Below are 16,312 nucleotides of genomic sequence, written 5' to 3'. Positions count from 1 at the left end.
CCTGATTCTCAATTTTGCTTTTCATGCTTTATGCTAATATAAGCCTTTTCATGGATTAGGCTGAATATTGTGGCGGAATTAAGCTTTGAACGACTGCATCAATTTTTCTGTAAAGTCCCAAGTGTACAGAAAGAATTTATTGATTCTTATGGAACAGATGGTCAACATGCTTGGTGGTTTAAATTTCAGATTAATATCAATCACCCACTGGCTTGGCAAACGGTACAAGAACTTGGGCATGTTTTAAATTACATTTCGACCAACGAACGCTTACCCACCCAATTTCTCCCTGTGTCTCCCCCCCCTTATATGAATGGGGAAGCCAAGCAATTCTTATCTTGGGTCATTCAATGTAATCACCCTGACTTTCCACCTGATGTGGTCTGTGACTGGCTTGAAGCACGTCTACCGAACCCAGTGGATAATCTTGAACAATGGAAAATTAAAACTGATATTCGTGAATTGGATAACATGACGGATAAAGATTTGGATCAAATCATTCCACCGAATCCTGAGATATAAATAATATTCCCCCCTCTCAATTCCTGATATGACTCAGGCCTTTCCTCCCTTTATTCAAAGGGAGGAAAGGAGGGATTAAAAATTAAAATGTCGACAAACCACTCCATTCCATGAAACGGTATAAGCCATATTTCAACTTCGACTCATCCGCATATTGTGCATAATCCACACTCATCTGCTTACCCTCTAAATTCGACCATGCCGTATTAAAATACTGCGCTGCATCACGGAAAACCGCAGCTTGACTTGAACCGACTACACGCAAATCTGTTTCTAAATTATAGTTTTTCACATTCCGTGCAGTAAAATTGGCAGAACCCAGAATCAGCTCACTGTCTTTGCCACTGCGTTTAACAATCATCTTACTGTGACATTGTTCACCTTGCGTATTGCACCAACGCACTGGGATCCCTGCTACGTGCAGCTCAGAGGCCACTTGACGGTTAGGAATGCCATTTTTCTGACGTCCAAAAGCATCTTTATTGGGATCAAGTAAGACGCGTAGTTGTACGCCACGCTCTTGCGCAGCCAGCATGGCATTAATAATTTGTCGTTCCGATAAATAGAACATGGCTAAATCAATCTGGTCTTGCTTCTGTGCCGATTCAATTAACTTTAAGGTTGCTTCAAGAATGGCCTGTTCGGTCAAGACTTGAACCTGTGGCTCAGTTTTTTCCGCCTCAAATTCACCTAAAATCACCACAGGAATATCTCCTCCCGACATCCGCCCCACAGCTTGCTCAGTCTTGAGGATGTCAATTGCAGTATTGCCTGTTACCACCAAAGCCACATTGGAATGACGCGAACTGCCATCATGTGGGTTCATAGACGTCACTAAAGCTTTCCAACCTTCCGCCGTATCTACCACCAAGGTTTTACGATGATTGGCTTTAAAATTAAATAGATTAAAATAACTGCGCAAGGTAATCGGTGCTTTCCCAAATGGATTTGGCAACCAGCCTTTTTCAGGGTTATTGCCTATATCTTGACAACATAAATACCAGAAACCCGACCAAGCTGGATTGGAAGCCCGCAATGGTCGTAAATCGGTTTCAATCACATCAATACCCGCCTGACGCAGTTGGCGATAATGTTCGGGAGCCAGACCGCCATATACTGAATTAATCGGATCGGTAATGAATTTCACTTCAAGGCCTGGATACTGACGGCGCTTTGAAATCAGAGCATCCGTTAACTGTTGGGTTAAAGCTTGTTGTTGTGCTTTCGACTCTCCCACTTCTTTATTGAATAAAAACATATCCAAGACAATGGTGGTTTTGGCTTCATCAATCATCTTCAGCATTTCATTAAAAATGACATGCTGTTGCTGCTGTTGACCATTGGCAGTCAAATAGGTCTGATCGACCAGGAATTTCACTTGGGCATGGCGTAACTTACCCGTGTAATTTAGCCCTTCAGGTAAAGGTTTTACACTGTGATAAATGCCTGAAGCCAAATAGCCCAGTGCCAATAGCCCCACAAAAACCGCAATATAGCGTCGTGGCGACCAATTTAATTTATGTTGAACTTTTCGGAGAATACGCATAACAAAAAACCTAACCCAATAGCATCAGGCTAGGTTTTCTGCGCTGTATTTTCAAGTGGCTTTCTGTGACAAGGTCTTGATTCAATTCCAAAAGCCTAATCATGCTTAGAAAGCAAATTCGAGACCTACAGTAAAATTGCGCCCCATTTGCGGGATATTGGCCAAGAAGGAAGCATGCTGATAGACCTGCTCATCCAATAGATTATTGGCTTTGAAATACACGCGATAGTTAGTATCTGCGAATGCTGGCGCCGCATAAGCCACACTAAGATTCACCATATTATAACCATCCGTTTCCTGCTCATAGGCGGTAATTTTGTCCTGTTTAAAGACATGATAGTACTCGGCTAAACCAGACCAGCCATCGCTAAAATCGACATCGACTTTACTGCCTAAACGACCTGCGGGTACGCGAGGTGCATTGGCATTGTCAATTTTGCCACGGACATAGTCCCCAAAGACACTCAACTTATACAGGTCATTCAGGGCATAAGACGCTTGCGCCTCAGTCCCGTAAAACTTGGCTTTGTCTTGGGTGTAATCGACTAAGCGGAAGTTTTCGAACTGGTCTGCGGTTTGCGCATAAATATAAGAATCAAACCAGTTATGGTAGACATGCACATGATAATCAAAACGATCGGTTTCGTAGTGCAAGCCCAGCTCAAGATTATTCGACTTTTCAACATCCAGATTTTGATTGCCACGTTCATAGGTATTGGTGGCTAAGTGTTTGCCATCGGCATACAGCTCTTGCGCTAAAGGCAAACGTTCTTGATGAGAAGCCACCAATGACAATTTATAGTCCGGTGCAAAGGCCCAGTTGGCTGCACCTGAAACAGAATAAGCATTGCCATCGTAGTCTTTTTTATCCGAATCAATCTCAATATTTTGATGATCGAAACGCGCTCCTAACTCGATATGCACATCGCCAAACTGCCTATGCTCAAGCGCAAAAAGACTCCATTTTTGCGTTTTGGTTGGATCAAGTAAGGATTCTTCACCGCTAATGTTCAGTTTCTGCTGATTATACTGGGTGCCCAATACCCCTTCCCAATCCGCAATCGGATTGTGTACCAATTCTAAGCGGGCATCATAACCCTGACTTTTAAATGTAGTTGCAGCCACGCCATCTTCAATCTCGTCATGCTTGTAATCGGTATAACTGGCATGCGCGCGAAGTTTTTCAAAACCGTTAAATGGATGATTCAGCTCCGTACGGAAATCATAACGTTCGGATTTTAGGTCGACCCATGGGCCTGCTTCATGTTCGTCATGCGCATGCTCATGGCCTGAGTGATCATGTTCATCCGTATGGCCATGGTTATCACCTCCATCGCAGTGCAAATGATCATCATGCGGATGGCAGCTTTCATATTCATGACTATGCCCTGGTAAACCATACTGATCCTGACGGTTGCTGTAGGAAATTCCAGTAAAACCACGATCGTGAATCCAAGATAATCCAAGATTGACCGTTTGGCCTTCGGCAAAGGTATTGTCTACACGACGTTGTTTTTCCCACTCTCCCTCATGTTCATGCCCATAGTTTGGGGCAATATAACTATTGGCTTTACGCTTCAGCCCCTCAACGCGCATGGCAACCTGATCGGAAAGCGCCACTGTTGCCCCTGCACTCGCCAGCTTTTCATCATTGCCCGAGTTATAACGAAGTCCAACTTGTCCTGTATAGCCTTTTTCGGGCATTTCGGTTGGAATTTTATTGTCTGTCACATTGACTAAACCACCCACGGTACCTGCACCATACAACAGGGTTGAAGGTCCCCGAATAAGTTCAACTTGCTTGGCTAAAATCGGATCGACAGTCACCGCATGATCGGGCGAGAGCGTGGATACATCTGCCGTTTCAGAAGCGTGCTCTAGGACTTTGACCCGTGGCCCCTCTTGACCACGTATCACAGGACGACTCGATCCCGCACCAAACTGGTTGGAATACACCCCTAATTCACCATCCAACGCATCGCCAATGGTTGCGCCACGCTCGGCCAATTGTTTATGCTCGACCACATGATCTGCTACAGCAAAATCTGCGGCACTTTGCACCAAAGGATGAGCTTGTAACTGAATGGTCGATAATTTTTGCGTAGATTCATCTTCCTGAGCAAATGCAGCAGGTGCGATAACTGCAAGAATTGCAAGAGAAAGTAAGTTCTTATGAAATAACATGAGTCAAACAGGATCTGGTGGAATTTATTAAATGTTATAATATAACATTACGATTATTTTGCAATAAAAAACATCATTGTCTTGTGTCTGCTTGAAACTTGCTGTAGCTATAGATAGATCTTGACCTCAAGCAACGCACTCGCTCAATTAAAATCAATGCCATTTACTCTTTCACATGCGGTCCTTGCCCCACCATTAGCCAAGTTAAGTCGGGGTCGACTACCGATTGCGGCACTCGCCATTGGCTCAATGACCCCCGATTTAATCCGTTTGTTCACACAACACGATGGGGGAAAAACTCATTTATGGCAGGCATTGATTAATCCCAATTTATTCATTGCGCTCGGCTTTTGTCTGTTGTGGTACGCCCTGTATCGTCCCGTACTGTTTCGTTTTTTCGGATTGCAGGATAAGTTGCCGTTAAACAACCTCCAGAACCTCATCGGCTTTGTTCTTGGGATGATTCTGGCAATTTTATTGGGGATCAGCACCCATCTGATTTGGGATGGGCTGACACATCTCGACTTTCGCACTTTTGCTTTTCATGATTTTCTGGGTCAAACCGTAACACTCTTCGGGCTAAGCTTTCCCATGCATCAAGTACTTCAGATTGGTACTTCGGCTGCTGCCTTACCCTTATTATTTTGGATGTGTGCACACTATTATCAACAAGTTAGACAAGTCCGAAGGGTATCCCCAAGCATTAAAGTCTATGCGTGGAGTTTGCTGGGCCTAACCCTGCTCATGGGCAGTTATTCGGTATGGGATTATGCGCGTTATTTCTCCCAAGAGCTGTGGATGTCCAACCTATATTATTTTACAGCGCGAAGTATCAATGAATTTACCCAAGCGGCTCTCCCCTGTTTTAGTTTGGGCTGTATCTTGTTTTTATTCTTGGATTACCGAGATTATTTCCGCGCTATCCCAGACTGAAAATTTGCATCTAAATGACCTGAAATACAGAGGAATTTTGATCTAGTCCTTGTGACAAAATCCTCAACGAGGCATAATCCTCCCTTTACAGGCGGTACGCTGTTTACGTATACGCTTCCTTAACCCATATAGTTGGATTTTACACGCTATGATGCGAACTCATTACTGCGGTTCTTTAACCGAAGCTCAAATTGATGAAACCGTTACCCTCTGCGGTTGGGTACACCGTCGCCGTGACCACGGTGGTGTCATTTTCCTTGATATGCGTGACCGTGATGGTCTTGTGCAAGTGGTTATTGACCCAGATACTCCTGAAGCTTTCGCAACAGCAGATAAGGCTCGTTCTGAATTCGTATTAAAAATTACAGGCCGTGTACGCCGTCGTTATGAAGGCACTGAAAATGCCAATATGGTCAGTGGTCAAATTGAAGTGTTGGGTAAAGAAATTGAAGTTCTTGCCGCTTCTGAAACTCCACCATTCCCATTGAATGATGACAATACCAATATTTCTGAAGAAATTCGTTTGAAATACCGTTTCTTGGACATCCGTCGTCCAGAAATGCTTGATCGTTTACGTTTCCGTTCTAAGCTTACCAACTTAATTCGTAACTATTTCGAAGACAATGGTTTCCTAGACGTTGAAACCCCAATCTTAACGCGTGCAACACCTGAAGGCGCGCGTGACTATTTAGTACCAAGCCGTGTTTCAAATGGTAGCTTCTATGCCCTTCCACAGTCACCACAGTTGTTCAAACAATTGTTGATGGTGGGTGGTATTGACCGTTACTACCAAATTGCGAAATGTTTCCGTGATGAAGACTTACGCGCAGATCGTCAGCCTGAATTCACCCAAATCGACGTTGAAACATCGTTCATGAGCGACGATGACATCATGGATTTAATGGAAACGTTGACGGTTAAGATGTTTAAAGAACTTCTAAACGTGAACTTCGATAAATTCCCACGCATGACTTATGCAGATGCCATGCGTGACTATGCATCGGACAAACCAGACTTACGTATTCCTTTGAAATTGGTTGACGTTGCTGACCTTATGCAAGACGTTGAGTTCAAAGTGTTTGCAGGTCCAGCGAAAGATCCGAAAGGCCGTATTGTTGCTTTACGTGTGCCAGGCGCAGGTTCTTTACCACGTAGCCAAATTGACGAATACACCAAATTTGTTGGCATCTATGGTGCAAAAGGTTTGGCTTACATCAAAGTCAACGAGCTTGAAAAAGGCATCGAAGGTTTACAATCTCCAATCGTGAAGTTTATCGAGCCAATCGTACTTGATCTCTTGCAACGTGTTGGTGCTGAAAATGGCGACATCGTGTTCTTTGGTGCAGACAAAGCCAAAGTTGTGAACGATGCCATGGGCGCTTTGCGTATTAAAGTCGGTCATGACTTGAAGATGTCAACGTGCGAATGGGCGCCACTTTGGGTGGTTGACTTCCCAATGTTTGAAGAAACCGATGATGGCAAATGGACTTCTGTTCACCACCCATTCACGCTACCGAAATCTAGCGTTGAAGACGTGAAGAACAACCCAGGTGCTGCACTTTCTGTCGCATATGACATGGTGTTAAACGGGACTGAAATTGGTGGTGGTTCACTGCGTATTCATAACCTAGAAATGCAAAAAGCAATCTTTGAAGCTTTAGGTATTGGTGAAGAAGAAGCTGAAGAAAAATTCAGCTTCTTACTCAATGCATTACGTTACGGTGCTCCTCCACACGGTGGTTTAGCATTTGGTCTTGACCGTTTAGTTATGCTCATGACAGGTGGTGCATCAATTCGTGATGTGATTGCATTCCCTAAAACCAAGACTGCTGAATGTCCATTAACGCAAGCGCCAGCGCCAGTTGAAGCGAATCAATTGCGTGATTTAGGTATTCGCCTACGTGAAAAACCTAAAGCTGAAGCCAAAGAAGCTTAAGCCTTAATTTTCAAATAAACCCTGTCTCGTGCAGGGTTTATTTATTTTTGAATCAAGAATTTTTTCTGAACATTGCATTTTTACAGATCATTGCCATTTTTCTTTTGAACTTTTTCTCAATCACGCTTAGAGTAAAGCCCAATAGTCGATATGCTGCTGCGACGGTTCTTGCCCTAATTCCACTATTCAAAACTTTATTTTGTTCTTAAGACGCTCATCTTTTTTTGATTATATCGATCGTAGATTTATCAGTTTCTTTACAAAATTTCTCCCACCCTTTCCACCCTTTCTAGTAAAAAAGATTCTTGAGTCAAAATATGGTTATCTATTTCCTGCTTAAATGTATTGCGATTTTACCGTTATCCTTTTTACAAAAAATTGCGAGTTGGGCGGCTTTTTTTCTATTTCATACCCATTCAAATATTAAGCGAATCACATCCATCAATCTTCAATTGGCCTATCCAGAATTAGATGAAATAGCACTGCAACAGCGGATTCGACTCAGTATTCGAAGTCAATGTCTCACCTATATCGAGTTTATAAAATGTTGGGGAATGCCACCTCAATACAGCCTAGATTTACTCAAAAATGTTCATGGTGCAGAGCGGTTAGAAGATGCCTTAGCGAACCAAAAAGGTGTGATTGTGGTGATCCCCCATTTTGGCTGTTGGGAGTTACTCAATGCATGGTTGAACGTCTATACCCAACCCATGATCATGTATAAACCAGACAAAATAAAAGGGGTGAATCGCTATATTTTAAATGCCCGCCAGAAATTTAATGCCACCTTGGTTCCAACAAATGAAACTGGAATACGTCAAATTTTTAAACATTTAAAACAAGGCGGTCTGACGGTGGTTTTGCCAGATCATTTACCTAAAGCTTCTGGTGGAATTTATTCGCATTTTTTCCAACAAAATACCCTATCCGCAACATTGGTTTCGAAAATGGCGGCCAAGACTCAATGCAATGTGATTGGTTTAAGCTGCATCCGTAATCCTGAATTATCAAGTTTTGATATACATTGCATTGATTTACCCACAAGCATTCAGTCCAGTGACTTGCAGCAGTCTGTAGACAGCTTAAATCTGGCAATGCAAGAAATGATTCATCTCGCACCAGAGCAGTATATCTGGTCATACAAACGCTTCAGAAATTGTTATGGCAATGTGAATGTTTACTGCAAACACTCTAGCAGGTGACTTTTTGTAAGAATGTGCGAATTATCAAAATAAAAGCCCCAATTTATGTAAATTTGTACGGCATTGAGCTGATTGCTTTTATTCATTTGAGATCAATTCTGAGCAGTGGCATAATAGCCGCTGTTTTTATGATGATAGATGATCAAGCTTATGGCTATGCGTCCTGAAGTCCGCCGTCGTGGTCTAGTGGTAATTGTGTTTGCAATCGTCCAGTGGTTATTCATGCGCTATATTCTTGCCAACGGATTATTTAATTTAGACACTTCTGACCGCATCCTCTATTTCTGTGTGAGTAGTTTGGGCGGTGCCTTTGCGATTTTTGTCGGTTTGATTTATATGGTATTGAAGGGTAATCCGGATAAGTAAATTGTATGTTTTTTCATCTAAAGATATCTCAGTTGTGATTCAGGGTCCAATATATTCACAATATAATATTGAGGATCATGTCTATGCTATGCGAAACATACTCTCTGAAAGTGAATTTATACTTTCAACTAATGATGAATATATAGATAAAAATTCATTATTTGATTGCATCATTTATAATGAAGATATAGATGCACTTCCAACCTTAAAATTTAATCAATTGTCAAAAAACAACATCAACAAACAAATAATTTCTAGTTTATCTGGTATAAAAAAAGCTACGAGACCATTAGTTCTGAAGATTAGAACAGATCAGTTTTTAAATAAAATCTATTTCTTAGAAATTTGGAATAACTTAAAAGATATCAATCGAAAAACATCTATTGGTAATGGCAGAATTTTAACAACATCACTTTTTTCACTAAATCCTCGATGTTTTGAACATATGGCTTATCATATAAGTGATATGTTTCTTTTCGGATATAAAGAAGATATACAAAGGTATTTCTCTTGCCCTAGATATGAATACGAAAATGCAGTTTGGTATGAATATAATAAACATGCAATACATTCAAATAAAAATGAAAGAAAGTTCCGTTCACGGTATGCGGTTGAACAATGGTTAGTGCTCAACTATCTATTTAACAATCAAAAATTTCCCATTAATTTTCATAACGATATTAGTAAAAAAATTATTGATAATTTTGAAGAGTTTTTAGTTGATACATTCATAATAGTACATCCTAGGGATATTGGGTTAATAATGCCAAAATTTGAAAGAGACTATGACTCTATTGAAGTAAATCTATCATGCTACAGTACTTTAGATTACCTAAATATGTTAAAAAAAAGGAGAGATATTTTTATTGACATAAAATCAATAAAAATATTTCCTCATACAAAAATAACAAGACTATTCTTAATTTTTTTAAATAAATATCCATATGCATTTAAAAAAATTAAGAAAACTACCATTTTATTTCAAAAAATTTTTTCATTAAAATTTAAAAAAAACCAAATATAAATTAAAAACCACAGAAAAGATTAGTATAAAAAATATAATCAATAATCTAGATTTATATTTTTTTAACTTTGAGCTATTTCCAACAAAATTATTCATTGCAAGATATTTATCAGATGCTTCTAATGAAACAACTATATCTTCTAATGAGTTCTTTCTACTTATATTAAAAGAATATATATAGGCTCGATGAATAATATTTTTACTCACTACCAACTCACTGAAAGCTGACTCTGGATGGAAATTTTTATTGGGAAACATCCTTGTGAAATCAATATAATATTTATCAAAATCAGAGATAGATTTGAATAATCTATTTGCCACATTTGGAGTCATCAACATAAAAACATCACTCGCTAAATAAACTATATTTAACCTTCGTAGTGCAACTGTTAATACAGGATAATTAACAAAACTAATTAAGGTGTTTGAATTAAAATTAAAATCATTTTCAAATAAATTTATATCAAAATCATCGTTTAAATATATATCAGGCCTTATACACAACACATAATCATATTCTGTGCAATACTCCTTTTGATAAGCCATCCTTAATAAATTTACAGAAATCATACTATAATTCATGTATTTTAAACCACTAAGTAAAGCATTAACTCCCTTAAATTTTGAATCAGTATCAACTATATAACACCCTTCAATATCATTATAAAATTCTTGTTCTTCTATTTCTATTTTTTTGGGATTATATAACTGTATAATATCTGAACAAAAATCTTCTTTAACCTCAATATCATCATGATAAGGTTTATTCCAAGTATGAATAAAAACATCACAATCATATTTTTCTAAAATTTTCTGTTTTAGTATAGGTGCACATTTTTTAAATGTTCTCATATGACCAAAAATTTGAACTGCTATTTTCATTTAAAATAAATCTCTAATCTATCATTTCATATAATCTAAAGGCATTTAAGAGCATTGCTTTTTGTCTATCAAGTCGATCCTTATGAAGAGGAAGCATTGAAAAAAACAATAAAACAACTAATGGAATAATATCTTTAACACCTACTCCATCTACAAATTGATACTCTAAAAATTTTTTTTGAATATTTTCCAAACGCTCATCGATATCAAAAGAAATATACTCACTACCATCATCATAGTTTTTTATTTCATATCTTCCAGATATTATAAAATCATAAAGACCCAATATAGAGTGGGTTAATTTAGCAAAATCATATTTTTGATCACCATATATTGTCATTTCACTATTATAATTTATTCCCCTAGGATCAATAACTTTAATTTTTTTTGCTCTTGAATCATATAAAATATTACTAAAACAAAAATCTCCATGTAAAACTGATGGAACTAAGGGAAGTTTCAACGTTCTATGAATACATTCATCAACTATGTTTTCCACTGAAATTTTCTGAGCATTCACTGAGACTTCATGATTAAGGAATTCAGAGTTTTTAAATTCTTTCAGTCTCGAGTAGGTTTTTAAAGAATATAATGATTCTGCATCTTTTGATATTTTCTTACTAAGAGTATTTATTATTTTAACATCAACAGCTTTCCTTGAATCTTCAAAATATTTAAGAAATAAATTAAACTGTCTACTCCAAAATATAATGGAGTTTCGGCCATGTACAAAAATTTCGTTCATTGGTAAATGAGGCAAGTATTCTAGAGAATAAAATGGCTGATTAGATTCATTAATTCCCGTAGAAATCAATTGAGGAGTATATTTTTTTACAATTGGGGGAATATTTTCAAACCATTCAGCTTCAGCTTTTATCTTTAAATAAGGAATACCTGTTTTATATACCACTCCGTCACTAATCTTTAATGAATTAAAAGCTCGCTGCGTCGTAATAAATGATCTGGATACAAAATATGTATTTACATGTCCTAAATCATGCCACTCATAACATTCGATCTCTTTTGAATTTTTTAAATGCTGATATCTTATTATTGCATTTACAAAATTACCATTAGATAGAGATAATACTTTTAATAATGTTTTTCTATCAGAAAACGAAAAAAAACCTGACCATACTAAATCTATAGTATCATTTTTATCCTGAGAAACAGTTTTCCATTTATATTCATCACTAGTATATGCTACTGAAATTCTATCTAATTCATTAGGTAGATCATAAATTAGCGTATCGCCATGTAAAATACGGATATAGTCATCCAAACAAACAGAAACATTAATTACATAAATTAATGCATTAACTAATGAAAAATTATCTGGAATTGTGATGACTTCAATGTCTAAATCTTCAAATAGCTTACTTTCAGCTATACTCACTTTATAACTAAGTGGTAAAGAAAGTACTATTCTTTCATTTTTGAATTTTCTTAAATTTTCTACTTGATACTGTATAAGTTTACGGTTACCTAAAGGCAACATACATGGTGGTATCTCGCCTAATTCGCTCTGAAACTCAGGTACAACATATGCTGCAGAATTAATAATAATCATTAATTTAAACCTAATAAATCTCTGATTTCTTTTAATGACAATTTTGCAAATTCATCAGGCCTTATTGCTTTATCATCAACATAAAATCCTTCAAAACCACACCAGGGTTTTCCTGTATAAATTTCATCATATGGCACATTATTCTTTTCCAACCAATCAATTATGACTGGGAGGGTATTAGCATTTATTTTACCTAGATTACCTTCATAAGTACGCATGTTCCTACTAGTACTGATTACAATAACAAAACCCTCCCGCTTATATTCGTGCATTTTTTCTATAATTTCTACATTAGGGTATGAATTTTCATAATCACCATTTAATGTACTGCAAATAGTATCATCCAAATCCATAATTAATCTTTTCATCTACTGCCCATCTTCTTTAACAAATTTTCATATTCTACAGGTGTTCCTGAAAAATCTAAATATCTTGAAGAAATTTCGTAGTACTTAATAATTTTACCTTTTTCAATCAGTTTATTATATAAAGGGGCAATATAAAACTCGTTATTAACCAATTCATTAGAATTCAATGCTTCTTCAAAAATTCTACAAAATTCTTTCTGACTTTTAAAATAATAGAGTCCATCACTACATAGATTAGAAATTTTTAACTTTTCCGTAGTTCTTAAGACTAAACCATCAACCCCTGGATCAATAAAAGACCAATGCTCTCCTTCATCATAAAATACTTCTAAATAACCATCGCACTCGTCAATGAAGTCTGGCTTTATATAATCATACCTAATTGTATCTATATTAAATATTATGATTGAGAAATCTATTATATTATTTTTTAATGCCAAATATGCTGTTTCTGCTTGCCCACTAGTATCATTGCTTAACTCAATAATATTATATTTTAATATTCCTAATAACTTAATTTTCGCTTCAACATATGTTCGTATTTCATCACTACTTCTAATGACAAAAGTAAAATCCTCAGTTTTAAAATATTTTTTAAACGAAGATACAGACCACTCAAATAGAGATTTACCATCTAATTCAAGCATATATTTTGGCAACTGATAACCAGCTCTAGAAAATCTAGAGCTTAAACCTGCCATAGTAATTAATATCATAGAACACAACCAAAATATTAGAAATATAACAAAAAAAGAGGTGACAATAATAATTCAATTGTAGTTTATCTATCAACCACATTTTACCCAAATCTTGACACCAATTACACCATACATCACTTTAGCGATTCATGGATCGGAAATAAAAAAACTTTAATTTTAATGTCCATGAAAAATATTTAATAAAATCTCCAATTAAATACTAGGGTTTGTTGACATTTCATAATGGTAGCCAAATAAAGACACATGCTAAAGCAACTGAATTTTCATAATTCCGCTTTAGCTTGTCATAGCGTGTAGCAATACCTCTAAATTGTTTAAGTATTACAAATGTGATTTCAACTAAATGCCTAATTTTATATAAATACCAATCCATATACTTGTTATCAGAATTGGTATTGGATTTCTTAGGTATATTGGCTTTTGTATCTGTTTTAATAATTTGCTCTCTCAGTTTTTCGGAGTCATATCCTTTATCAGCACATAAAATTGTTGTTGCTTCCAAATCCAGTGAATCAACTAATTGGGGTGCAATTTTTACATCATGTGTTGTCCCATCACTCACTATAAATTTAATCGGATTCCCATGAGCATCTACAGCCAAATGTATTTTAGAGCTGTTTCCATCGATACTTTTTGAAATAGCTTGGTTTTTTATCCCAGTCGCATGCTGATGAGCTCGGACATAGCTACCATCCATAAAAATCCATTCTAGATCTGCACATTTGGACAATAAATTAAATATTTTTAGTAGTTTATTGTCTTTAGACCACCGAGTGAATCGTTTGAGAATCGTATTAGATTTGCCAAAAGCTTCAGGTAAATCTCGCCAAGGACATCCTGTTATAATTCTATAAAGAATAGCTTCCAGAAATAATTTCAAATTATGTTTGAGATAAATACCGAAATTGAACAGAATAGGTTTTAGCTTAGACCAGTGTTGGTTAGTCAGCATAGTACGAGGCATAGCGAATAGTAAAATTGGGTTTAGCGATTTGATTTTACTACTTCGCTATTTTTTTAAGCTAAAAATGTCAACAACTCCTACTCAATTTATCAAGAAAAAAATTTTATTAAAGAAATCGCTAAAAATTTAATCTTAAAAAATTTTTTAAGATTATTAAGATATTTTATTAAATATAAAATATCTTAATAATAAACTCTAAGACAACTTGAATCTTTTATACTTTATTTTAGCTACTTGTTTTGAGATTCCATGCCCATAGCAACTAAAAGGAATATCATTATTTTTTATTCTTTCAGATTCAATGTAACTATTACTAATATTTTGATCAACAGGATGATCTATTAAATTAGTCATATAAATTCTTGCCTTAGAATTAAAATCATGTAAATAACTCCAATCATCTGCTCTTCGTGGTATATCATGATATTTTAGTAGAACTTCTGCCATTTCTCGATCAATTACATAGGCAAATGTATAACAAACTCTATTATAAAAATGTGGATTGACAGTTATAACAGGCTGAGAGAGTATTTTATTTTTTTGGATTTCACCTCTCACATTACGGCATACTTTCATTTGAATCCCTCCCAAACTTAACAAAAAGCATGAGTCAAATTTATATTGCTTAATTTGTTCCAAGAGTTCTTTATAGTTTAAGGCCTCAGGAAAAATAGCATCATCTTCAAAAATTAATGCAAAATCGTTTTCTGTTAATAAGAGTCTCTTATATATTTCCAGATGCGATAAAGTACAACCTAATTCTCCAGGGGTCAAAGGTTTAGCTCTCCCATGCACAGCTAAATTAAAGTATTCTTTCGCTGTCATCCCCCCCCCTTTGACCCCTAAAATATTAATGTCATTTTCAGGAATATCTTTAAAAAAATTTTGTTTAAAGAAAGAAGAAAGTCTTTGACTCTTTCTTTCTTCAATACTGACAACATAAATACCAAACACAATAAAACTTTCCTAAATGTAAGTTTGCTTTAATATATCTATTATTTGATTAGCAGCATGGCCATTTCCATATGGATTGCTTGCTGTTGACATATAATGGTAAATTTCTTCATCATCTAACAAAGCCTGTACATTAGAAATAATGCTATTTTGATCAGTACCGACTAGTTTCACTGTTCCAGCTGATACTGCTTCTGGTCGTTCCGTCGTATCCCTCATTACGAGCACTGGAATACCTAAACTTGGTGCTTCTTCTTGAATACCGCCTGAGTCTGTCAAAATAATATAACTATGCTTCATTAAGTTCACAAATTCTAAATAAGATTGTGGTGGTATTAAAGCAATGTTTTTGACATCTGATAAATAATCGTTCACAACATTTTTAACGTTTGGATTCAAATGTACAGGATAGATAAATTTAACTGTAGGATTTTTTTCTGCCAACTGCTTTAATGCTAAACAAATGTTTTTAAATCCATCACCAAAATTTTCACGACGATGACCCGTTATCAATACTATTTTTTCATTAGAATTTAATTTCAAAAATAATTCTTCAGAAAGTTTTGGTAGGGGTAAATCATTTTTATTTGCAATACTTAACAAAGCATCAATTACAGTATTACCCGTAATAAATATATCTTCTTGCTTCAATCCTTCATTAATCAAACTTTGACTTGAAATAGAGGTAGGAGCAAAATGCAAACGTGCAATTCGAGATATTAGCTGGCGATTTCCCTCTTCTGGCCAAGGTGACTTCAAATTATAAGTTCGCAACCCTGCTTCCACATGTCCGATATCAATTTGATTATAAAAAGCTGATTGTGCTACTACAAAAGCTGTTAAGGTATCACCATGGACTAGTACAATATCGGGACGAAATTCTTGGAATACATCATCCATTTTACCTAAGATACGTGCAGAGAGCTGGCTTAAGGTTTGATTAGGTTTCATGATATCCAAATCAAAATCTGGATGAATATCAAATACAGCTAATACTTGATCTAACATTTCACGATGCTGTGCAGTTACTAAAACTTTTGCATTGAATGTAATGTCTGCTTGCAATGCTTTAACTACTGGTGCCATTTTGATTGCTTCAGGTCGCGTACCAAAAGCAACTAATACATTAATTTTACGCATAT

General features: G+C 36.2%; 15 protein-coding genes. 6 read left to right on the top strand and 9 right to left on the bottom strand.

Features of this window, described 5'->3' with window-relative positions; translation table 11 throughout:
- The first annotated feature begins 69 nt into the window (after window positions 1–69).
- Complete coding sequence (locus ACX17N_RS15265) at window positions 70–522, top strand: SAM domain-containing protein (RefSeq protein ID WP_458893417.1); 453 nt, start codon at window positions 70–72, stop codon at window positions 520–522.
- Window positions 523–604: 82 nt separating this feature from the next.
- Here ACX17N_RS15265 and ACX17N_RS15260 read toward each other — a convergent pair whose 3' ends face one another.
- Together ACX17N_RS15260 and znuD are read right to left on the bottom strand one after the other, a co-directional pair.
- Window positions 605–2,068: a phospholipase D family protein gene (locus ACX17N_RS15260; RefSeq protein ID WP_458893416.1), complete on the bottom strand. Its 1,464-nt coding sequence runs from the start codon at window positions 2,066–2,068 to the stop codon at window positions 605–607.
- 105 nt (window positions 2,069–2,173) lie between these two features.
- Window positions 2,174–4,252: a zinc piracy TonB-dependent receptor ZnuD gene (znuD, locus tag ACX17N_RS15255; protein ID WP_458893415.1), complete on the bottom strand. Its 2,079-nt coding sequence runs from the start codon at window positions 4,250–4,252 to the stop codon at window positions 2,174–2,176.
- Window positions 4,253–4,408: 156 nt separating this feature from the next.
- Here znuD and ACX17N_RS15250 point away from each other — a divergent pair, with 156 nt between their 5' ends.
- The 5 genes from ACX17N_RS15250 to ACX17N_RS15230 all read left to right on the top strand — a co-directional run bounded on the left by ACX17N_RS15250 (window position 4,409) and on the right by ACX17N_RS15230 (window position 9,713).
- Complete coding sequence (locus tag ACX17N_RS15250) at window positions 4,409–5,185, top strand: DUF4184 family protein (protein WP_458893459.1); 777 nt, start codon at window positions 4,409–4,411, stop codon at window positions 5,183–5,185.
- Window positions 5,186–5,333: 148 nt separating this feature from the next.
- Window positions 5,334–7,121 carry an aspartate--tRNA ligase gene (gene aspS / locus ACX17N_RS15245; RefSeq protein WP_458893414.1) on the top strand — a complete coding sequence of 596 codons (1,788 nt, stop codon included), beginning with the start codon at window positions 5,334–5,336 and terminating at the stop codon, window positions 7,119–7,121.
- Window positions 7,122–7,438: 317 nt separating this feature from the next.
- Window positions 7,439–8,323: a lysophospholipid acyltransferase family protein gene (locus ACX17N_RS15240; protein ID WP_458893412.1), complete on the top strand. Its 885-nt coding sequence runs from the start codon at window positions 7,439–7,441 to the stop codon at window positions 8,321–8,323.
- Between the two features lie 150 nt (window positions 8,324–8,473).
- The gene (locus ACX17N_RS15235; RefSeq protein WP_458893411.1) at window positions 8,474–8,689 is read left to right on the top strand and encodes a hypothetical protein; all 216 of its coding nucleotides are present in this window, start codon (window positions 8,474–8,476) and stop codon (window positions 8,687–8,689) included.
- Between the two features lie 34 nt (window positions 8,690–8,723).
- Window positions 8,724–9,713: a WavE lipopolysaccharide synthesis family protein gene (locus ACX17N_RS15230; protein ID WP_458893410.1), complete on the top strand. Its 990-nt coding sequence runs from the start codon at window positions 8,724–8,726 to the stop codon at window positions 9,711–9,713.
- On the opposite strand, the gene ACX17N_RS15225 is transcribed toward ACX17N_RS15230, so the two are convergent.
- The 7 genes from ACX17N_RS15225 to wecB form a co-directional block, all read right to left on the bottom strand.
- Entirely contained in the window at window positions 9,687–10,595 is a 909-nt protein-coding gene (locus tag ACX17N_RS15225) for a hypothetical protein (RefSeq protein ID WP_458893409.1), read from the bottom strand. The genes ACX17N_RS15230 and ACX17N_RS15225 overlap by 27 nt on opposite strands.
- A gap of 13 nt (window positions 10,596–10,608) precedes the next feature.
- Window positions 10,609–12,165 carry a glycosyltransferase family protein gene (locus ACX17N_RS15220; RefSeq protein WP_458893408.1) on the bottom strand — a complete coding sequence of 519 codons (1,557 nt, stop codon included), beginning with the start codon at window positions 12,163–12,165 and terminating at the stop codon, window positions 10,609–10,611.
- Window positions 12,165–12,533: an HAD family hydrolase gene (locus tag ACX17N_RS15215; RefSeq protein WP_458893407.1), complete on the bottom strand. Its 369-nt coding sequence runs from the start codon at window positions 12,531–12,533 to the stop codon at window positions 12,165–12,167. The genes ACX17N_RS15220 and ACX17N_RS15215 overlap by 1 nt, the downstream gene beginning before the upstream one ends.
- The gene (locus tag ACX17N_RS15210; RefSeq protein WP_458893405.1) at window positions 12,530–13,249 is read right to left on the bottom strand and encodes a glycosyltransferase family 2 protein; all 720 of its coding nucleotides are present in this window, start codon (window positions 13,247–13,249) and stop codon (window positions 12,530–12,532) included. The genes ACX17N_RS15215 and ACX17N_RS15210 overlap by 4 nt, the downstream gene beginning before the upstream one ends.
- Window positions 13,250–13,469: 220 nt before the next feature.
- Window positions 13,470–14,216 (bottom strand): IS5 family transposase, encoded by a 747-nt coding sequence (locus ACX17N_RS15205; RefSeq protein WP_458893404.1) that lies wholly within the window; start codon window positions 14,214–14,216, stop codon window positions 13,470–13,472.
- 195 nt (window positions 14,217–14,411) lie between these two features.
- A complete protein-coding gene (locus ACX17N_RS15200; protein ID WP_458893403.1) occupies window positions 14,412–15,170 on the bottom strand; it encodes a glycosyltransferase family 25 protein in 759 nt (252 codons plus the stop codon).
- A gap of 12 nt (window positions 15,171–15,182) precedes the next feature.
- Window positions 15,183–16,310 carry a non-hydrolyzing UDP-N-acetylglucosamine 2-epimerase gene (gene wecB, locus ACX17N_RS15195; RefSeq protein ID WP_458893402.1) on the bottom strand — a complete coding sequence of 376 codons (1,128 nt, stop codon included), beginning with the start codon at window positions 16,308–16,310 and terminating at the stop codon, window positions 15,183–15,185.
- Between the last annotated feature and the right edge of the window lie 2 nt (window positions 16,311–16,312).

Source organism: Acinetobacter sp. GXMZU3951 (assembly GCF_054457875.1).
This window is presented reverse-complemented; position numbering and strand designations above follow the sequence as displayed.